Annotated in this window: 12 protein-coding genes and 1 pseudogene; 9 read left to right on the top strand and 4 right to left on the bottom strand. The window is 57.5% G+C overall.

Going from position 1 to position 21,201, the window contains the following annotated elements; genetic code table 11:
• Positions 1 to 26: 26 nt before the first annotated feature.
• The 3 genes from bcsG to bcsE are packed head-to-tail and all read right to left on the bottom strand — an operon-like array spanning position 27 to position 3,413.
• Complete coding sequence (gene bcsG, locus FA92_RS18325; RefSeq protein ID WP_033784403.1) at positions 27 to 1,691, bottom strand: cellulose biosynthesis protein BcsG; 1,665 nt, start codon at positions 1,689 to 1,691, stop codon at positions 27 to 29.
• Positions 1,681 to 1,878: a cellulose biosynthesis protein BcsF gene (bcsF, locus tag FA92_RS18330; protein ID WP_013359650.1), complete on the bottom strand. Its 198-nt coding sequence runs from the start codon at positions 1,876 to 1,878 to the stop codon at positions 1,681 to 1,683. The genes bcsG and bcsF overlap by 11 nt, the downstream gene beginning before the upstream one ends.
• Positions 1,875 to 3,413, bottom strand: coding sequence for a cellulose biosynthesis protein BcsE (gene bcsE / locus FA92_RS18335; RefSeq protein ID WP_013359651.1), 1,539 nt, complete (start codon positions 3,411 to 3,413; stop codon positions 1,875 to 1,877). Before bcsE ends, bcsF begins: the two co-directional genes overlap by 4 nt.
• 201 nt (positions 3,414 to 3,614) lie before the next feature.
• Here bcsE and bcsR point away from each other — a divergent pair, with 201 nt between their 5' ends.
• The 8 genes from bcsR to FA92_RS18375 all read left to right on the top strand — a co-directional run bounded on the left by bcsR (position 3,615) and on the right by FA92_RS18375 (position 18,275).
• Positions 3,615 to 3,812: a cellulose biosynthesis protein BcsR gene (gene bcsR / locus FA92_RS18340; RefSeq protein WP_033784694.1), complete on the top strand. Its 198-nt coding sequence runs from the start codon at positions 3,615 to 3,617 to the stop codon at positions 3,810 to 3,812.
• Positions 3,812 to 4,543 carry a cellulose biosynthesis protein BcsQ gene (gene bcsQ / locus FA92_RS18345; protein ID WP_033784404.1) on the top strand — a complete coding sequence of 244 codons (732 nt, stop codon included), beginning with the start codon at positions 3,812 to 3,814 and terminating at the stop codon, positions 4,541 to 4,543. The genes bcsR and bcsQ overlap by 1 nt, the downstream gene beginning before the upstream one ends.
• Positions 4,540 to 7,140: a UDP-forming cellulose synthase catalytic subunit gene (gene bcsA / locus FA92_RS18350; protein ID WP_033784405.1), complete on the top strand. Its 2,601-nt coding sequence runs from the start codon at positions 4,540 to 4,542 to the stop codon at positions 7,138 to 7,140. The genes bcsQ and bcsA overlap by 4 nt, the downstream gene beginning before the upstream one ends.
• 9 nt (positions 7,141 to 7,149) lie before the next feature.
• Complete coding sequence (gene bcsB, locus FA92_RS18355) at positions 7,150 to 9,438, top strand: cellulose biosynthesis cyclic di-GMP-binding regulatory protein BcsB (RefSeq protein WP_033784406.1); 2,289 nt, start codon at positions 7,150 to 7,152, stop codon at positions 9,436 to 9,438.
• Positions 9,431 to 12,898 (top strand): cellulose synthase complex outer membrane protein BcsC, encoded by a 3,468-nt coding sequence (gene bcsC, locus FA92_RS18360; RefSeq protein ID WP_033784407.1) that lies wholly within the window; start codon positions 9,431 to 9,433, stop codon positions 12,896 to 12,898. The genes bcsB and bcsC overlap by 8 nt, the downstream gene beginning before the upstream one ends.
• A gap of 118 nt (positions 12,899 to 13,016) precedes the next feature.
• A complete protein-coding gene (gene hmsP, locus FA92_RS18365; RefSeq protein WP_033784408.1) occupies positions 13,017 to 15,023 on the top strand; it encodes a biofilm formation regulator HmsP in 2,007 nt (668 codons plus the stop codon).
• Between the two features lie 225 nt (positions 15,024 to 15,248).
• Positions 15,249 to 16,538 carry a dicarboxylate/amino acid:cation symporter gene (locus FA92_RS18370; RefSeq protein ID WP_013359658.1) on the top strand — a complete coding sequence of 430 codons (1,290 nt, stop codon included), beginning with the start codon at positions 15,249 to 15,251 and terminating at the stop codon, positions 16,536 to 16,538.
• Positions 16,539 to 16,784: 246 nt separating this feature from the next.
• Entirely contained in the window at positions 16,785 to 18,275 is a 1,491-nt protein-coding gene (locus FA92_RS18375; protein WP_033734794.1) for a pitrilysin family protein, read from the top strand.
• A 2-nt stretch (positions 18,276 to 18,277) separates the two neighbouring features.
• Here the strand turns inward: FA92_RS18375 and FA92_RS18380 are convergent, their stop codons facing one another.
• Positions 18,278 to 19,150 carry an alpha/beta hydrolase gene (locus FA92_RS18380; protein ID WP_013359660.1) on the bottom strand — a complete coding sequence of 291 codons (873 nt, stop codon included), beginning with the start codon at positions 19,148 to 19,150 and terminating at the stop codon, positions 18,278 to 18,280.
• A 483-nt stretch (positions 19,151 to 19,633) separates the two neighbouring features.
• Between FA92_RS18380 and FA92_RS18385 the strand changes: the two are divergent.
• Positions 19,634 to 21,179: pseudogene (locus tag FA92_RS18385) on the top strand (ABC transporter transmembrane domain-containing protein).
• Positions 21,180 to 21,201: the final 22 nt, after the last annotated feature.

Raw genomic sequence — 21,201 nt, forward strand, 5'->3', positions numbered from 1 at the left:
CTCTTCTGCTATCCGGCAATAATGCGTTACTGCGGATAGGGCACCCAGTCGCCGCCGTTGAGCCTGATCCAGGGCTTGCCCTGATACATCATCACCACCGCCCCGTCGTTTTCCGACACCACCGGCGTCTGCGGCAGCTTGTCGGTCAATACCGACATATTCACATTCGGCGCATTAAATACCTGTCCATCCACCACCCGCGACACAATTTCTGAGATCGCCAGCAGGCTGGTCGGTGCATCAATATTGAGAGGCTGACCCTGATGCGGGGCTTTCATGCCGACAAACTTAATCCCCACCGGCACATGCGTAATGGCAGGGCTGGGAATATCCCGCAGGCCTGACATCTGCATCTTATCGCCTTCAAGTGCGGCACCATGCTCCGGCACCACCAGCACCATCACCCGGCGGCCCGACTTCTCCAGCTGGGTGAGGAAGACATCGATTTGATCAAACAGCAGCTGAGCGCGCGGCTTCCACGGGGCAGTCTGGGTGCTGCCCAGCTCACGGGTACCGTCGTGCAGCGGGATCAGGTTGTAGAAGGTGGCGCTGCGTGCATCGCTGCTCTTGCTGCGATCGTCAAGCCAGCGCTGCATCAGCTGCGCATCGTTAAGCACCGGCGAGCCGTCGAATGAGGTCAGCTCCGGGGCAATGCCCGCCTGCGACATCAGCGGTGCCTGAATATCGCCGCCCTCGCGCAGTTCCTTGAGATAGTTACCGAACACGCCGGTGTGATCCATCATCAGCTGCTCTTTAAAGCCCAGCTTCGCCAGATTATCGAACAGATAACAGCGAGAATCGGTGGGTTTGTAGAGTTCGCTGTGCGAAGTCTGACCGCAGCTGGCACGCAGCAGACGGATCCCCGCCGGTCCGCTGTAACTGGTGGCGGAGTTATAGTTGGTCAGCATGATATCGAAATGCTGCCACAGCGGATGATTACGCAGCTGGGAGGCATCCATGTCGGACCAGGCGAGTGAACAGATGTTGATCACCAGGATGTCGAACGGCTGCGAATCGGCCGGCAGGCTGTCAGGGAAATGGGTGACGCGCTTGCGCTCACTCTCATAAAAACGGCTGAGCCAGGCGGTCAGGCTGGCGCTGGTGGGCGCGGCTGACTGATCGAGGCCATCCGGCACCGCCGCCGCCTGGCTGGCAGCAGCCGGTGTCTGATTCAGCACCACCTGCGGGGTTGTCCCGCGGGTCGGCAGCAGCGACATCGCCGGACCCGCAATGGTCAGCACGTTGAGCCAGATCAGCATCAGTGAAACCAGCACGGTGATGCGAATCCACTGCGAAATAAACAGATAGAGCACCAGCAGAACAAACAGGGCACCCACCATTTGCCAGTTGATAAAACGGTCAGCCAGATCGAGCAGGTAAGCACCCGAGAAGCCCGCCAGCTGATCGCCCTGGCTGAGAATGCTGCTGAGTCCCGGCAGCCAGGTATCATGCCAGAACAGCGCGAAGCCAACAGGGATCGAGACCCAGTGGCGCAGGCGATGCAGGCGAACCGACGGCAGCGGGAAGAGCAGCCAGGCGAGAAACACCAGATTGCTCAAAGCATGAAAGTTGAGGTAGCCGTACCACAGCAGAGCAAATTTGACTAAAAAGTAGAAGTTCCAGCCGCCCAGTCCGCGCCAGCAGGACCACAAACGGGAAGAGTGGGCCGCAGCGGGTTGATCATTTTTCATTAATTTTTGCATCCGTTTTTGGAGATTGACGCTGCCAGTGACCTTCAGACTTCAGCGCGCGAGCAGGCAACAGCCGATTCAGCAGGCCGTTCCAGCGACGCGGCAGCCACTGATGCCAGACCGGCTTTAAAATCAGCAAAATAACAACGATCAGCAGCGCAATCTGTACCCAATCCATCAGGTTCATCGGGATTCATTCTCCGGCAGTAAAGTGATGGGCAGGGGGGCTGAGCGTTCCTGCGTTTCGTGCCGGCTCTCAACGGCAGCACGTGTTGTCTCTGATACCGGCGTCAGATCCTGAATCGCCATGGGCGTCAGTTTCTTAATATTGCTGACTTCCGCAAGAATCTGATTATCCTCGAACCAGACCATTCGGTTTGCAAACAGCTCGTCGTGAGGCAGTGAAAATATATATTTCAATGCTTTATCAAGATCGTTATAGCGGCAGGAGGAGAGAAACAGAATGACGCGATCTTCCAGTACCGTGACCAGATCGCCAAAGCGGCGCGGCTTACAAAGTGTCAGGATCTGCTGCGGTTTAAGCTGTGGCACCGGCCGCAACGCCACCAGCAGGCCCTTATCATTTTCCGGCAGCAAAGTATTACTGATCAACTGGCTGACTGACTGGCAGAAGGCGTCAAGCCGCAGGTAGCCTTTTTCATGCAGAGGCTGCAATGACGCGGTTAACGCCTCAAGACTGGCGGGAACGCGACGGTTAAACACCTGTCCCTGAACGCCTTCCAGCGTGGTCAGAAACCGCGACATGGGCGCGTTGGTCGGCACAATAACGTTTACCCCGCAGGCCAGCAGCAGACGCTCGTCGCTGTAACGCAGGCTGGCACCCATCTCGCGCACCACAATTTTCAGGCCGTTGCCGCGTCCGCGTCGCAGGCTGTGTACAAACTTCGCCAGTTCGTTGATCAGGTCGCTTCGGGTCAGGCTGAAAATAACCGTTGCGGCATTGGCCTGTTGAGCCCGTAACCAGACCTGCTCATTATCATCGAAGAGTTGCCACTGGCGTGAAAGTGGCGGTGCACCCTCAAGCACGATTTTGTCCGCAAGATAATGCTGCTCGTCATTAAGGCTCAGCGGTTCCTGGTTTTCATTTAACGTAAAGAAACGATCTTCTTCACAGCCCAGGCGTATTGCACGATCGGCCAGCAGGCGTTCTGCGGCATACCACCAGTTAATTCTATACTGCCAGCTATCCTGCTGAAAGCCCAAATGCGCCACGCCATCCAGCTGACGAAAATAACGCTGAAGATTATTACTCAGGTTTATTATGGTGGAACCGGACGTCACGATTAACAGCGTGAGTTTTCTTTTATGCAGCGTGTGGCGCATACCCTTTATCCACCGCGTTAATTCTGCGTCATCGAGCTTATCCCATTGCGCTGCGCTGCTGTTAAATATCACCAGGCCGTTTTTACTGCCGAGCGTGCGCAGAAAATCACTTTCCAGCTGCAGCAGACTCCGCTTGCTTTTGGAAAGAGAAAACAGCGGGATACGGTCAGGACCGCCGACCGGGTCGGGCGTCAGTAAATCACGCGGCGGCTGATCAGCGCTGATCAGCGTGACGGCCTGCTGATGTGAAATCACCTGTCGAATAAACGTGCGGGCGTCATCCTGACGTGCACAAGTGACCCAATAACAGCCAGGGGTTTGCAATGCCGTTAATTCAGGCTGAACATGCAACAGCCCTAGCGAAAAAGAATTTTTCATATTGAATTCGTTATTTTTCCAGTCCAGGCTAGCTTATTATAGACAGGCCTGGATGTAACCTGAGAAATTTGAACATTGCTAATGACAGGCTGGCTCACAATGTTCTGCAAATGCCGCGTTTCAGGAAATTTTTTCAACGCCCTTTTTTACGCGCAGGCGGTCATTCTGAATCTGACATTGTTTTATTTTTGGCGAAAAGTAATGAAAAACCAAAATCTTTATACCCCTGTCGCCACTGCGGGCGATCGTCAGGATGATATTAGCGCTTTGCGTGACGCCTTTTCTTTGCACTCTTTTCGCTATGTCGACATTGCACGTGAAGAGCGCCTGAAAGAGATTGTGTCGCGCTGGCCGCTGTTAGCGGAAACGCTCCCCAGCCAGCCTGAGCAACCTGACTGATGCCGCTGATAGCGCTTCAGGGCGTGCGGGGCGGCGTTGGCACAACCTCTCTTTGTGCCGGACTCGGCTGGGCGCTCGCGAGCCTCGGCGAGCGGGTCTTGCTGATCGACGGCTCGCCGGTCAGCCAGCTCGGCGTGCATTTTAATCTGCCCGCTCAGCAGGAGAGTGGCTGGATGCAGGCGCTGTGCGATGACGGGGAGTGGCAGCATGCCGCGCTTCGCTATCCCAATGGACCTGATTTGCTTCCACATGGTGTGCTTTCTCATCAGCATGAGTTGACTATTGCCCACCAGAATGAGGCGGTAGCCGCGCCGCTGCTCCAGGCATTGCCGGACCTGCAGGCGCGCTATCAGTGGATTATTTTCGATCTGCCCGCCGATCCCCTGCCGTGGCACGAAACACTCTATCCGGCACTGGACGGTATACTGTGCGTCACTCAGCCAGATGCGAATTGTCATTTACGTCTGAGTCAGCGCCATTTTCCGGCACGTACCCGCTTTATCATCAATCAGTTCAATGCCAACAGCCGTCTGCAGCAGGACCTCCATCAGCTCTGGATGGCTTCGCTGACAGAGCTGATACCGCTGCTGATCCACCGCGATGAGGCGCTGGCTGAATCGCTGATGATGAAGCAGCCAGTTGGTGAATATCGGCCACATGCGTTAGTCAGCGAAGAGATCATCACGCTGGCAAACTGGCTGCTGCTCAACCTGAATGGGGTGAGGTCGTGAACCCGTTGCGCTGGCTGTTGACTGCTCCCGCCTGGCAATCACTGCACAGCGGCTATACCACCGCGCGAGGCAATGGCGCTTCCCGCTTTGCCAGTGCACTCCACCTGTTCTGGTCTGTTCTGGGGCTGATGCTGCTCCGTTTCGAAAGCCCGGCCTGGCAGCGTGTTATTCAGCAGCGCCGCCGCCTTTATCCGCACATTTCTCCGGAGCGTCCGCGTCCGCTGGATATTTTGCGTTATCTGATTCAGACACTCTGGCTGATTGTGATCCGGCTACCGGGTGCGGGCGGGCGCGACGGCGTTAATCGCCTGAGCGTGCTGACTGGCTGGCGGCACCACGGTTATCGCTGGCTGGATAATCTTGTCGCCCGCTCGCAAACCCACAGCATTGATACGCGTCTTGAACAGCGGGTGAAGCGTCTGTCACCGCTGATGCGACGCAGCCTTTTCGTCGTCGTTGCCCTCTTTGCCTCACTGCTGGCACTGCTCTGTATCAGCCAGCCCTTTGGTCTGATGACCCAGTTTATTTTTGTCGTACTGCTCTGGGGGCTGGCGATGCTGGTACGGCGCATCCCGGGGCGTTTCCCCACGATGATGCTCATCGTGCTGTCGCTGACTGTGTCGTGCCGCTACCTCTGGTGGCGCTATACTTCGACGCTGAACTGGGACGATCCGCTGAGCCTGATCTTTGGTCTGCTACTGATTGCAGCAGAGACCTACGCCTGGGTGGTGCTGGTGCTGGGCTATTTCCAGACGCTCTGGCCGCTTAATCGCCAGCCGGTTTCTATGCCGGCGGATCGTTCGCAGTGGCCATCGGTGGACCTGCTGGTGCCGACCTATAACGAACCGCTCAGCGTTGTCAGACCGACGCTCTATGCTGCGCTGGGCATCGACTGGCCGAAAGACCGCCTGACTATCTATCTGCTCGACGACGGCAACCGGCCAGAATTTCGCGACTTTGCTGCCAGCGTGGGTATCAACTATGTCGTGCGTCCCTCTAACGAACATGCCAAGGCGGGCAACATCAACCACGCGCTGAAAAAGTACTGCCGCAGCGACTTCGTCTCGATCTTTGACTGCGACCATGTGCCGACACGCTCATTTTTACAGATGGCCATGGGCTGGTTTATCAAGGATCCCCGGCTGGCGATGCTGCAGACGCCACATCACTTCTTTTCACCCGATCCGTTTGAGCGCAATCTCGGGCGGTTTCGCCGTACGCCTAATGAGGGGTCGCTGTTTTACGGGCTGGTGCAGGACGGTAATGATACCTGGGACGCCACCTTCTTCTGCGGCTCCTGCGCCATTCTGCGTCGCACCGCGCTGGAAGAGATTGGCGGTATTGCCGTCGAAACCGTCACTGAAGATGCCCATACCTCGCTGCGTCTGCACCGGCGTGGCTACACCTCGGCCTACATCCGCATTCCTCAGGCGGCAGGACTGGCAACCGAAAGCCTGTCAGCGCATATCGGGCAGCGTATCCGCTGGGCACGCGGCATGGTGCAGATTTTCCGCCTGGACAACCCGCTGTTTGGTAAAGGGCTGAAGTGGGTGCAGCGGCTCTGTTATGCCAACGCCATGCTGCACTTCCTGTCCGGCATTCCAAGGCTGGTCTTCCTGCTGGCACCGCTGGCATTTTTACTCTGCCACGCCTACATCATCTACGCGCCTGCGCTGGCGATCGCGATTTATGTTTTACCTCACATGCTGCATACCAGCCTCACCAACTCGCGTATCCAGGGGCGCTGGCGTCATTCTTTCTGGAGCGAAGTCTACGAGACGGTGCTGGCCTGGTATATCGCCCGCCCGACTACCGTAGCGTTGTTCAATCCCCACAAAGGCAAGTTTAACGTTACCGCCAAAGGCGGACTGGTTGAGGAGCAGCATCTGGACTGGGTGATCACCAAGCCCTATATGCTGCTGGTGCTGCTCAATCTGGCGGGTGTGCTGATGGCGTTCTGGCGCATACAGCATGGCCCGGCAAACGAGATACTGACGGTATGCGTAAGCCTGATTTGGGTGATTTACAACATGATTATTCTCGGTGGCGCGGTGGCGGTGTCGGTTGAAGCTCGACAGATCCGCGAGGCGCATCGGGTAGAGATTGCCATGCCCGCAGCCATCGCACGTGAAGATGGTCATATGCTGCCCTGTACGCTGCGTGACTACTCTGACGGCGGTGTGGGGCTGGAGATGCGCGAACCGGATGCGCTGCGGGAGAATGAAAAAGTCTGGCTGCTGCTGCGTCGTGGACAGCAGGAGTTCAGCTTTCCGTGCCAGGTTCAGCGTGTCTTTGGCCGTCGGGCGGGTGTCCGTCTGCATCAGCTGACCACCCAGCAACATATTGATTTTATCCAGTGCACCTTCGCCCGTGCTGATACCTGGGCGCTGTGGCAGGACGGTTTTCCGGAGGATAAGCCAGTGCAGAGTCTGGCCGACATCATGATCCTCGGCTTTAAAGGTTATCTGCGCCTGGCGGAATATGGCCCGCCGCAGTTACGTCGGTTGTTTAACCTGCTTACCGCTGGGGTAAGCTGGCTGGCTTCGCTGTTGCCGCAAGGCATCGGACGCGTGCCCGCTTCAAAAAATCTGCATTGAGTTGATGATATGACGACAACAGGAATAAACAGGTGGGTCGCTGCACTGCTGCTGGGCTCGGCAACGCTGAGCAGTGCCGTGGCGCAGGAGAGTGCACCGGTCATGGCTACCGGAGAAACGGCGGTGCAATCGTTGCCGCAGCAGCCTGCCGCGCCGCTGCGTAGCAGTCAGCTGAGCTTTGCTAAGCTGGCCCCGCCGCCGGGCAGCATGACGCTGAGCGGAACGCGCCCCAGCGGGCAGATCGAGTTTGGGGTGCGCAGTGATGAGGTGGTGACACGTGCGCTGCTTAATCTCAGCTACCGGCCGTCGCCTGCGCTGCTGCCCACGCTGTCGCAGCTGAAAGTCTATCTCAATGATGAGCTGGTGAGCCTGATCACCCTGACGCCGGAACAGCCTGGCAAACAGAATCAGGTGCAGTTGGCGATCGATCCCCGTTTTATCACCGACTTTAACCGCGTGCGTTTTGAGCTGGTCGGTCACTACGCCAACATCTGTGAAAATCCGGCTAACAGCACCATCTGGCTCGATATCGGCAAAGAGAGCGGTCTGGATCTGACGCTACAAAAGCTACCGCTGAAAAATGACCTGTCTCATTTCCCGGAGCCCTTTCTTGATACGCGCGACACGCGACCGCTGACTCTGCCGATGGTGTTTGCTGCCCGGCCAGACGTTAACCAGCAGCGTGCCGCCGCGATCCTGGCCTCATGGTTCGGCAGCAAAGCCGCCTGGCGCGGACAGCATTTTCCGGTGCTCTACAATCAGCTGCCGCAACAGCAGCATGCGGTGGTGTTTGCCACCAACGATGCACGCCCGGATTTCCTGAAAAATTTGCCGCCGGTGATGAAGCCGACCGTGGCGATGGTAAGCCAGCCTGACAGTCCTTATGAAAAAATGCTGCTAATCCTGGGACGCAACGACGACGATCTGCTGACGGCGGTGCAGGGGATTGCGCAGGGTGAGCTGCTGTTGCGCGGCGACAGCGCGACCGTCGACCGCGTCACACTGCTGGCACCGCGTCAGCCCTATGATGCGCCAAACTGGGTGCGGACCGATCGCCGCACCACATTTGCTGAGCTGACGCAGTATGAAAACCAGTTACAGTCCGACGGTCTGCAGCCCAACCCGATCAGCCTGACGCTGAACCTGCCGCCCGATCTCTTCCTGGTACGGGCGCGCGGTATCGATATGGATCTGAGCTATCGCTATACCTCGCCTGTCCACCCGGATGGCTCACGGCTGGCCGTTAACCTGAATAATCAGTTTATTCAGGACTACCCGCTGGTGCCGAAAAACACCGCCGGACAGCAACTGCTGCATATTCCGCTGATTCAGGGAATGATGGACAAGAATCATGAGCTGCTGATCCCGGCGCTGCGGCTGGGCGTGGTAAACCAGCTGCGCTTTGATTTTGACTATGCCAATACCTTTATGGGTGGCACCGCCGACGGGCGTTGTGAAACCGTGACGCCGGTAGGACACCATGTTGTGGTGGACGACAGTTCCAGCATCGACTTCTCTGGTTATCGCCACTACATCGAAATGCCCTCATTGCAGAGCTGGGCGAATGCGGGCTTCCCGTTCAGTCGCTACGCCGATCTGGCCCAGACGCTGGTGCTGGTCCAGCCCAATCCCGATGCACAGCAGGTCAGTACGCTGCTGAATGCGCTGGGCAATATGGGCGCGCAGACCGGCTATCCGGCGCTGCGCGTGCAGCTTACCGATGACTGGGGTACGGCGAAAAAGCAGGATGCGGATCTGCTGATGATCGGCGATATCCCCAAAGATCTTCAGGATGACCGCCGGATCACGGCGCTGGTTGATGCCACCGCCAGCTGGCTGAAAACCCCGGCGCGCAGGGTTTCTCAGCCTGTTCAGCCACTGAGCGAGGCTGAAAGAGCAGCGGAAAGCACTACGGCTATTGGGTCACGCGGCCCGCTGGCGACCGTGATCGGTTTCCAGTCGCCGTTTTACGATCAGCGCAGTGTGGTGGCGCTGCTCGCCGATGGCAGTCCGCGCAGCTGGCAGTTGCTTGATGAGGCGCTGGCTGACAGCGGCAAACGCCAGGCGATTTCAGGCTCCACGGCGATTATCCGTGAATCGGGCGTCAACAGCCTGCGCGTTGGAGAGACCTACTTTGTCGGCCATCTGCCGTGGTGGGAGCGTCTCTGGTCGCTGCTCTCTTCACATCCCTTCTGGCTGGCACTCTGTGCGCTCTTTGTGGTGGTGCTGTTCGCGCTGATGACATGGCGTCTGATGCGAATTATTACCCGTCGTCGTTTACTGGATGAAGATGAATAACGCTCAGTTATTGCGGACAGGCATGCTGCTCGGCGCACTAAGTGCGCTGACGGGCATGGCCGTCGCCGCTGACGGATCGGAAGTCTCGCCGGTCGACTGGCTGCTGACCCAGGTCCGTACCGGCGAGTCGACCAACAAATACGATCTGGTACAGCAGTCGCTCTATCGGCTGGAGAAAATCGATCCCGATAATCCCCAGGTGCTGGCGGCACGTCTGCGGCTGGCACTGCACCAGGGCGATATCGCCAGCGCGCAGTTGCTGCTGGATCAACTGAAAAAGGTTGCACCTGATTCGGCAGAGACGCGCGAATCAGCTGTCGGCCTGGCGCTGACCTCATCCGATGGACGGCAGCAACTACAGCAGGCGCGTCTGCTTGCCACCTCGGGGCGACTGACCGAGGCGAAAAGCGCTTATGATGCGCTGTTTAACGGCGTCTTCCCCGATCCCAATACCGCCCTGGAGTACTGGCGGCTGCTGGCGCGCCTTCCCGGCCAGGAGAGTGTGGCTTATCAGCAGCTTCAGGCACTGGAACAGCGCTATCCGGGCAATATCGGGGTTGAGCTACAAATTGCACGCATGGCGTTTAATCAGCAGCAGCCAGAAAAGGCGATAGCGCAGCTGAAAAAGCTGGTAAACAGCAACGGCGGGCGTGCCGCTGCTGCCGACCTCTGGCTGCAGCAGATCACCAGTCAGCCGATCAGCGACAGCAGCGTGGCGCAGCTTAAAGCCTATCTGACCGTGTTCACTGAGGGCGATGCGTACCAGCAGGGCGCAGAGGCGCTCGCGAAGCAGCAGACGACACTGGCCGATCCCGCTTATCGGGAAAGGATGCGGGCGCTGGCGCTGGTCGACGCAGGCGATGTGAATAACGCGATAACGACCCTTAACCGGGCGCTGAAAGCGAATCCCGATGATGCCGAATTAATGGGCGCGATGGGACAGACCCAGGCCCGCGCGGGCCATCGTGAGACTGCGATTCTGTGGCTGGAACGCGCCATCAAAGCGGGCCAGCAGAGCACGCTAATCGGCAAATGGCAGTCACTGTTGCAGAGCAATCGCTACTGGCTGGCGATTGAGCAGGGCGATAAAGCGCTGGCACAGCACGATATTGATGCTGCCGAAAAGCACTATCGCGCGGCGCAAACGTATGACAGCAGCGACAGCTATGCCCTGATTGGCCTGGGCGATGTGGCGATGGCCCGCAAAGAGACGGCGGCGGCTGAACAGTTCTGGCAGCGCGCGCGACGGCTGGATGGCACTAATATCACCGCGGTGCGTCGGCTGGCGGGACTGTATCAGACGGTGTCGCCCGCCCGCGAGATGGATTTCATCAATACCTTACCTGCTGCACAGCAGCGCGCACTGGCCGACACGATCCGGACGCTGCGCAGCGACAGCCTGCGCGCGGAAGCGGATGCCCTGGCGCAGCAGGCGCGCTGGTCGCAGGCCGCAGAGAAATATCGTCAGGCGCGCGAGCTGTCACCGGATGACGTCTGGCTCAGTTACCGGCTGGCAGGCGCACTGCGTAACAGCGGAGCCGGACAGCAGGCGGATGCGGTAATGCGCGCACTGCCGCAGCAGCACCCTCAGGACGCCACCGCGCTTTATGCGACCGCACTCTGGTTCTCAGGCAATGATAACAACAGCGAGGCGATGGCCACGCTGCATCGGCTGCCCGACGCGCAGTGGAGCAGCGATATGCGCGAGCTGGCTGACCGCCTGAAGCAGGATCAGATCTTTGCCCAGGCTGAGGCGCTGCGCGCCGCCGGGCAGGAGCAGGCAGCGGTGACGCTGCTTGAGCAGCAGCCGGTTTCTACCCGGCGAGACCTGATGCTGGCCGACTGGGCGCTGGAACGTGGTGAAGCGCCGCAGGCGCTGGCGGAATATCAGCAGGTGCTGTCGCGCCAGCCGGATAACGGCGATGCGGCGCTGGGGCGAATCGAAGCGCTGGTTGCCCTGCAGCGCAACAGCGAAGCCCGCCAGGCCCTGGCGCAACAGCCGCCCGTACAGGCGAGTGTCAATGCGGATCGCCGTGTTGCGCTGGCGTGGCGGGCGGTGGGTGAAACCACGCGGGCTGCTGCGCAGTTTACCGATCTGAAACAGCGCGCCGCCGCGCTGCCGCCTTCGCAGGATAAGACACTGGTGTTTCGTGATGCGGCACGGCTGGAGGGCGCGCAGCAGCAGCCTGAACAGGCACTGGCAGACTATCGTCAGGCGATGACGGCCAGCGGTATCGATAGCAGTGGCAATATCAGCCGTGCAACCCGCAACGATCCCCAGGATGACTGGCTGAAGCGCAGCCTGCGCAGCGACACGGCCGATCTTTATCGTCAGCAGCAGACCACGCTGACGGTGCAGCAGGACTATTCACGCAACAGCGGCACCGGCGGCATCTCTGATTTTACGGCGCACACCACCATGCTGCAGGCGGAACGTCCGTTTGCTGATGGCCGGGGCTTTGTCCGTCTTGATCGGGTGGATGTCTCCGCAGGCACCTTTACCACCCAAAACGGCAACATCGACGCTCTGTTTGGCAGCTGTGACGATGCGAATTCCGGCGGCTGCAGTCGTCAGACCCGCCAGCGCGATGAGGGTACGGCGCTGGCCGCTGGCTGGCATAACGCGACCTGGTCGGCTGACCTCGGTACTACGCCGCTGGGTTTTGAAGTCACGAACTGGACCGGCGGGCTGAGCTGGAAAACCGATGTGAAACAGCTCGGCGTCACACTCACTGCCTCACGCAGGCCGATCGCCAGTTCGCTGCTCTCCTATGCCGGGACGCGCGATCCCGCCGCCAATGGTGGCAAAAGCTGGGGCGGCGTAGTGGCCACGGGCGGCAGCATCGGGCTGAGTTACGATCAGGGCGGGGCGCATGGCGTCTGGGGCGACATCAGTGCGCATCAGATCACCGGTAAAAATGTCGCCGATAACAGCCGCGAGCGGCTGATGGGCGGCTACTACTACAAGCTCATCAACAGCGACAACCGCCGTGCGACCGTCGGGCTGAACAGCATGCTCTGGCACTATCAGAAGGATCTCAGCGATTACACCTTCGGCCAGGGCGGTTACTACAGTCCGCAGCAGTATCTCTCTTTTTCCGTGCCGGTGACCTGGCGGCAGCGGACAGAGAACTGGTCGTTTGATCTGGGCGGCTCCGTCTCCTGGTCCCATTCGAAAACCAGTGCGCAGCAGCGTTATCCGGTTAATCCGGGTTATACCCTGGCCAGTAATCCGTCTTCTGCCAGCAGTTCCGGCGGCGGTACGGGCTATACGCTGCAGGCAGTGATTGAGCGACGGCTGACGTCGAACTGGTTTATTGGTGCGGGTGTCGATATTCAGCAGGCGAAGGATTACACCCCGAGTCATGGTCTGCTCTATGTGCGCTATGCTGCCGACGGCTGGGAAGGCGATCTCGATATGCCGCCACAGCCGCTGATCCCTTACGCAGATTTTAAATAACACGGAACGGGAAAAAGCAGGACTTTTCAGACGGTAAAAAAGTCAGTTTATGGGATATACTGGCGGGCATTGTCCTGTCTGCTATCTGGGCTTTTTTCATCGTCGGGAGAGAATTTTTTTGCGCGTAAGCCGATCACTTACGATAAAGCAGATGGCGACAGTTTCGCTGGTTGCGGTTATCACCATCAGTATCTTTATCGTCATCCAACTGTTTCATTTTGTGCAGCAGCGCAGGATTGACTATGCCCAGCAGATGGAGAATATCGCACACACCGTCCGCCAGCCGCTGTCGGAAGCGGTGCTGCGTGCCGATATTTCTCAGGCCGAACGCATTCTTCATTCACTGAAGCCAGCCGGTATTTTATCGCGCGCCGATGTGGTGCTGCCGAATGCGTTCCAGGCCCTGCACGCCGACTTCGAGACGGAAAAACCGGTGCCGCTTCTGGTGGCCCGCCTGTTTGAGCTGCCGGTGCAGATTACCCTGCCGCTCTATTCGGTGGAAAATACCGGGATGCCGAAGCCGCTGGCCTATCTGGTGTTGCAGGCTAACTCGACGCGCGTCTACCAGTTTATCCTTAGCACGCTCTCGACCATGATCATCACCTACCTGCTACTGGCGCTGATCCTCTCTGTGGCGATCAGCTGGTGCATCAACCGGCTGGTGGTGCATCCGCTGCGCAATCTCTCACGGGAATTGCAGGAGCTGCCACCGCAGTCGATTCTGACGCATAAACTGACCCTGCCGCAGAGCCACCGCGATGACGAAATCGGCATGCTGATCCGCAGCTACAACCGCAATCAGCAGGTGCTGGAGTCGATTCATGACGAGATGAGTCGGCTGACTACCCATTTTGCCGTCACCGATCTGCCTAACCGTACGCTGTTTCTGGCGCTGGTCGAGCAGTTTATGTGCAACCCTGAACAGCCATTGGGTCTGATGGTGATCCGCATTGAAACGCTGCAGGAAGCTAACGGCGTACTGAGCGATGAGCAGCGCGATACGCTGATGCTGACGCTGGTGGAGAAGATCCGGCATACGCTGGATGACCATACCCTGCTGGCACAGACCGGTGTCAGCGACTTCGTGCTGTTAATGAAGCGCGCCAGTAATCCGTTCCGTGCGCTGCGCCTGGCGCGCAACCTGATGATTCGCCTGAATCAGCCGGTCAACCTGCATCAGTTGCAGCTGCGTCCTAACGTCAGTATCGGTCTGGCGCTGCGCGACGATCGGCCGCTGAGCGCGAATGAGCTGCTTGATCGCGCGACCTCGGCGATGATGTCGGCCCGTCATCAGGGCAAAAATCAGATCCTGTTCTTTGACGCCGCGCTGACCGAGCGTGCCCAGAAGCGTCTGACGCAGGAGCATGACATTCTGCAGGGGCTGCACGATGAGCAGTTCGCCCTTTACCTGCAACCTCAGGTGGATATGCGCACCGGCACGTTAACCGGCGCAGAAGCGCTGCTGCGTATGCGCCAGCCAGATGGCAGTTACGGTCTGACCGAAGAGTTTATTGCCAGTGCCGAAGAGATTGGCGTGATTAGCGCGATTGGCCGCTGGGTGTTTGAAGAGGCGTGCCGCATTCTGGCTGGCTGGCAGCGACAGGGCATTATGCTGCCGTTGAGTGTGAATATTTCCGCGGTTCAACTGCGGGATACCGGCGTAGTTTCTCATCTGCAATCTTTGCTGGCGCGCCACCGCATTGCACCTGGTACCCTGGTGCTGGAAGTGACAGAGACGGCTCAGCTTGACGATGCGGAACAGGCGATATCGATGCTGCGACTGTTGCAGCAGACCGGCGTGGCGGTGGCGCTGGATGATTTCGGCATGGGCTATTCCAACCTGAACTATCTCCATCAGCTCAAAGCGTTGCCGGTTAACAAACTGAAGATGGATCGCAGCTTTGTGGCGGCACTGCCGCATGACGACACCATGGTCCGCATCGTGGCGGCCATCGCCGAGATTATTCATCTTGAGGTGATTGCCGAAGGCGTGGAAACGGCAGAGCAGCGCGACTGGCTGCTGGCGCGCGGTATCGCTATCTGTCAGGGCTATCTCTATGCGGAAGCGCTGCCGGTGAGCCGATTCAACCAGACGTGGATCGAAAACTCCTCACTGCCGCAATAATTGCCTGATTCATTGATTTTGCGAGAATTTTAGTTACAAAACCCCTTGCTGAAGCGTTTCAGTTCAGAATTACGATCCCAGGGTTTCCTGGGCGTTTGTCACCCTGTATTAATCACGTAAACAGAGTGTTATTTTCGGGTTACTGTCAGGCGCCACCTCTGTTGCCCGCCAGTCACAATAACGAATCCGACAACATCACCTCACGGCGTTAGTGGACACCTGTTTATGAAAACCTCACTTTTTAAAAGCCTTTACTTCCAGGTGCTGATGGCGATTGGCATCGGCGTTTTGTTAGGCCATTTTTACCCGGAGTTAGGGACTCAGATGAAGCCGCTGGGAGATGGCTTTGTTAAATTAATCAAGATGATTATTGCCCCGGTGATTTTCTGTACCGTGGTGACCGGCATTGCTGGCATGGAAAGCATGAAAGCGGTAGGGCGGACCGGCGCAGTAGCCCTGCTCTATTTTGAAATTGTCAGCACCATCGCGCTGATTATCGGCCTGATCGTGGTGAACGTTGTGCAGCCAGGTGCCGGGATGAACGTTGATCCTGCCACGCTGGACGCCAAAGCCGTGGCGATGTACGCCCAGCAGGCAGAACAGCAGGGCATCGTTCCCTTCCTGCTGGATATTATTCCTAACAGCGTGATTGGCGCCTTTGCCAGCGGCAACATTCTGCAGGTATTGCTGTTCGCCATTCTGTTTGGTTTTGCCCTGCATCGCCTGGGTAACACCGGCACGCTGATTTTCAACGTGATTGAAAATTTCTCAAAAGTGATTTTCGGCATCATTAACATGATCATGCGTCTGGCACCGATAGGAGCATTTGGCGCAATGGCGTTTACTATCGGTAAGTATGGCGTGGGATCACTGGTGCAGCTCGGCCAGCTGATTATCTGCTTCTACATCACCTGCGTGCTGTTTGTGGTGATCGTGCTGGGGCTGATTGCGCGTCTGTTTGCCGGATTCAGCATCTTTAAGTTCATTGCCTATATCAAAGAAGAGCTGCTGATTGTGCTGGGAACCTCCTCTTCCGAGTCTGCGCTGCCGCGTATGCTGGATAAGATGGAGAAACTGGGCTGTAAGAAATCAGTGGTCGGGCTGGTGATCCCCACCGGTTACTCCTTTAACCTCGACGGCACCTCGATTTACCTGACCATGGCGGCGGTATTTATCGCTCAGGCGACCAATGCGCACATGGATATCTTCCATCAGATTACGCTGCTGGTAGTGCTGCTGCTCTCCTCGAAAGGCGCAGCGGGGGTAACCGGAAGCGGATTTATCGTACTGGCGGCGACGCTCTCTGCGGTAGGACATCTGCCGGTGGCGGGTCTGGCGCTGATACTCGGTATTGACCGCTTTATGTCCGAAGCCCGTGCGCTGACTAACCTGATCGGTAACGGTGTGGCGACCGTGGTGGTCGCGAAGTGGGTCGATCAGCTGGATCATAAACAGCTGACCGACACGCTGGCAGGCCGTAATAAGGAGAATAAAGCGTCTGAATCTTCAATTTAATCATTGAATTTCACTTAAATCCCCACAAATGCCCGCTGTCGCTTGCCCTGACAGCGGGCATTTGCATAATGAACCCCACTTGTTTTTTTTGACGTTTTTCACTTCGTTGCGCGACATCCTGAGCTTCCTGTGGTCAAACACTCTGTTGTTGGATAACAGCGCGATTCGGCGCCAGCCGATTCGTTAATAACAGCGGCAATATGCGCCAGTGATAACGATATTTGAATTATTTGAGTAGGGGTTCACATGCAGGGCACCAGAATTCGGCTTTTGGTTGGTGGATTAGTGCTGGCAGGCAGCTTTGGTCTCCAGGCAGAAACGCTGCAACCGGATCCGGCCTGGCAGGAAGGCAAGCTGGATAATGGATTTAACTGGCAGTTACTGGCCACACCGCAGCGCCCCAGTGACCGCATTGAACTGCGGCTGGTGGTGAACACCGGTTCGCTGGTGGAAAGTGCGCAACAGACCGGCTTCAGCCATCTGCTGTCGCGTCTGGCGATGGTGCATAACACGGCGCTCGATACGCAGCAGCAGCGCGCGCTATGGCAACAGGCGATGGATCCTCAGCATCCGCTGCCGCCCGTCATCGCCTCCTATGATTCCACCCAATATAATCTGAGTCTGCCGAATAACCGCCCCGAGCTGCTGAAAGAAGCGCTGAACTGGCTGGCAGCCACGGCAGGCAATATGGCGATCACTGAAGAGGTGGTTAACACCGCGCTGGCCGCTTCCGATCCGGTGGCGACCTGGCCGAAAGATCCGCAGGATGTCTGGTGGCGCTACCGACTGAAAGGCTCCGCGCTGCTGGCGCACGATCCCGCTGCACAGCCCCGTGCGCCGGTTGATTTAACCCAGCTCAGCGATTTTTATCATCAGTGGTACACCCCGGACGCGATGACGCTCTACGTGGTAGGCAACGTCGACAGCCGTAACCTCTCTGAACAGATTAACAAAACCTTCTCGGCGTTAACCGGCAAACGTGAAACCCCTGCGCCACTGCCCACCCTGTCGCCGCTGCCGCACGAGCCGGTGAATCTGGTCAGCAGCAACATGACCCAGGATCGCCTCTCACTGGTGTGGGATACGCCGTGGCAGCCGATCCGTGACTCTCAAAATCTGCAGCGTTACTGGCAGGGCGATCTGGCCCGTGAAGCGCTGTTCTGGCATGTGCAGCGTGCACTCAGCGACAGCAAGGCACAGGGCATCCAGGTCGGATTTGACTGCCGTGTGCTTTACCAGCGTGCGCAGTGTTCCATCAACCTGGATGGGCGCAATGAAAATCTGGCGCAGAATATGAATCTGGTGGCCCGTGAGCTGGCAAACGTGCGTGATAAAGGTTTACCGCAGGAGGAGTTTGATGCGCTGATGGCGCAGAAGCTGCTGGAGCTGAACAAGCTGTTTACCACGTATGCCCGTACCGACACCGATGTGCTGATGAGTCAGCGCCTGCGCTCGCAGCAGAACGCCGTGGTTGATATCGCGCCTGAGCAGTATCAGAAGCTGCGTCAGACTTTCCTGGCCGGCCTGACCCGTGAACAGCTGAACCAGGAGCTGCGCCAGCAGCTGACGCAGGAGCTGATGATGGTTCTGATTCAGCCGGAAGGCGAAGCAGAAACCAACGTGAAGAGCCTGCAAAACAGCTGGGACAAAGTGATGTCACCATCAGCGGCACCGGCGACCAGCAATGAAGCCAGTCCGCCGGATAGCAACGTCAAAGACGTTCCGCCCGCCGCGTAACGTCAGGTTTTTGCCCTGAGCCACTCGGTCACTAACATCGGCCAGCTGGCGAGGGGCAAATCTGCCACGCCACGGATACCAAATCCGTGCCCGCCTTTCTGATAGAAATGCACCTCTGCCGGAACCTTGTGCTCACGCAGCGCGCCGAAAAACGCCATGCTGTGATTCACGGAGACATCATCATCGTCGGCGGCGTGGATTAACAGCGTCGGCGGCACCAGCGGATGAACCCGGGTTTCCATTGAGTAGGCTTCAATCGTTTTCTGATCCGGCCACGCACCCAGCAGGCGGGTTCTGGCACCTTCGTGGGCGATGCCGTCACGCATGCTGATCAGGGGATAGACCAGTACCATCGCATCCGGACGCGGCGAGAAGTTTTCAGCGCCATCCTGCACCGGATAGAGTTTCTCTGCGAAACGCGTGCCCAGACTGGCTGCCACGTGGCCACCCGCCGAAAAGCCCATCATCACAATGTATTTACCGTTCAGGCCACGCTGCGCCCGATCACGCAGGACGCGAACCGCACGCTGTGCATCGGCCAGCGGCGCATCGGGGCCTTCGTGATGCCCGTCGTAGGGCAGACGATAGGTCATGACCGCCAGGGTATAGCCCATGGAGGTAAAGAAGGTCGCCAGCGCGCTGCCTTCACGATCGATCATTACACGCTGATAGCCACCGCCCGGTGCAACCAGCAGGGTAATGCCGTTGGATTCGACCGGATGCCAGATCGCCATCTCCGGGCAACGCACGCCGGTAGCGGCGCGATCGTAAGGCTCATACTCTTTTGCCATATCGACAATCTGCGGTTCGGCGCGGGAGTCGCTGGCGCCTGGCGCATCACCGTGTGGCCAGATATTAATAATTTCTGTGTGCATAAATAGATCCTGATGCGGGGAATATTTTAATTGTTTTGTTCGCGGCCGGAGAGAACAGCGTCCTGCTGTCTTTTGATTAAAAGATGGTCTTTTTTCAGGCGGTCGTCCATCCGAAAAGGGTGAATCTGACCAGATTCGGACTATGCCTGGAGTGAGATCTGTCTGCGTAAATCATTAATTTTAATCAATAAATTATAAGAGGGATTAACGGGGATTGCCGCAGGGTGTCTTTTATTAACCACTAATTTTCAGCTTAAGGTAAATGGTTGGCACGGGCCGCTTTGTTAGCCGCAATTTACCGGATATCACACTGTTTGCTGTTAAGACGACATAATGCTTTTAATGACAGAGTGATCTCCGCCTCGATGCTGAGATGAATGTGCCAGTCTCATTTGGGAATGGTCAGCATCATTGACCATGAGGCAGTTTCCTGTTGGTTGATGCGGTTTAACATAACATCATCCGTCTGTTCACAACGGTAAGATGCATGCCATGTTTGATACCGATCTCTCCACCAGACAAACCTTTGGTCGCCTGTGGCCGACAATTTCTCCCTTCAGGCTGGGACTGCTGGTTGCGGGTGTTGCCCTGATCGTCAATGCTGCTATAGACCCGTTTATGCTGACGTTACTGAAGACGCTGCTGGACGATGTGATTGGCAAAAATAACCACGGCATTCTGGCCTGGATGCCGCTGTTGATTATCGGGCTGATCCTGATCCGCGGTGTCAGCGGCTATATCTCCAGCTACTGCATCTCCTGGGTGTCAGGCAAAGTGGTCATGACCCTGCGGCGTCGGCTGTTCAGTCACATGATGGGCATGCCGGTATCGTTCTTTGATCAGCAATCAACCGGCACGCTGCTCTCCCGTATCAGCTACGACTGCGAACAGGTCGCGTCTTCCTCGTCCGGGTCGCTGGTCACGGTAGTACGTGAAGGGGCCTCGATTCTCGGCCTGTTTGTCATGATGTTCTACTACAGCTGGCAGCTTTCACTGATCCTGCTGGTTCTGGCTCCCATTTTGTCGCTGGCGATCCGCATCGTCTCCCGGCGCTTCCGCCGCATCAGCAAAAATATGCAGAACACCATGAGGCAGGTGACCTCTCATGCAGAGCAGATGCTGAAAGGCCATAAAGAGGTGCTGATGTTCGGCGGTCAGCAGGTTGAGACCGACCGCTTCGGCCAGGTCAGCAACAAAATGCGTCACCAGGGAATGAAAATGGTCTCGGCGACCTCGCTCTCCGATCCGATTATTCAACTGCTCGCCTCCTCCGCACTCGCCTTTGTGCTCTATGGAGTTTCGCGATGTCACCTTTACCTATCCGGAGGCGGAAACACCGGCGCTGCAGCATATCAATCTGACCCTTCCCGCCGGTAAAACCGTGGCGCTGGTCGGCCGTTCCGGTTCGGGTAAATCGACCCTCGCCAGCCTGCTGACGCGCTTTTACGACATCGACAGCGGCGAAATTTTGCTGGATGGGCATGACCTGCGTGATTATTCACTGGCCTCGCTGCGCGAGCAGATGGCGCTGGTCTCTCAGCATGTTCACCTGTTCAACGACACGGTCGCCAACAACATTGCTTATGCCCGCACCGACGTCTTCCGCCGCGAGGAAATTGAAAAGGCGGCAGAGATGGCTCATGCCATGGAATTCATTAATAAAATGGATAACGGACTGGATACGGTGATTGGGGAAAATGGGGTGCTGCTGTCGGGTGGACAGCGTCAGCGCATCGCGATTGCCCGCGCCCTGTTGCGCGACAGCCCGATTCTGATCCTCGACGAAGCGACCTCGGCCCTGGACACCGAGTCTGAACGCGCAATTCAGTCTGCGCTGGAGACGCTGCAACAGAACCGGACCACGCTGATCATCGCTCACCGGCTCTCAACCATTGAAAAAGCAGACGAAATTCTTCTGATTGAAGAGGGGAGAATCGTGGAGCGCGGCTCGCATCAGCAGCTGCTGCAACAGAACGGCGCGTATGCGCGGCTCTATCAGATGCAGTTCAGTCAGCCGCTTTGTGCGTAAGAGGCATGAATGCCCAAAGCTA

This window comes from Pantoea sp. 9140, assembly GCF_000745295.1.
Taxonomy (GTDB): domain Bacteria; phylum Pseudomonadota; class Gammaproteobacteria; order Enterobacterales; family Enterobacteriaceae; genus Pantoea; species Pantoea vagans.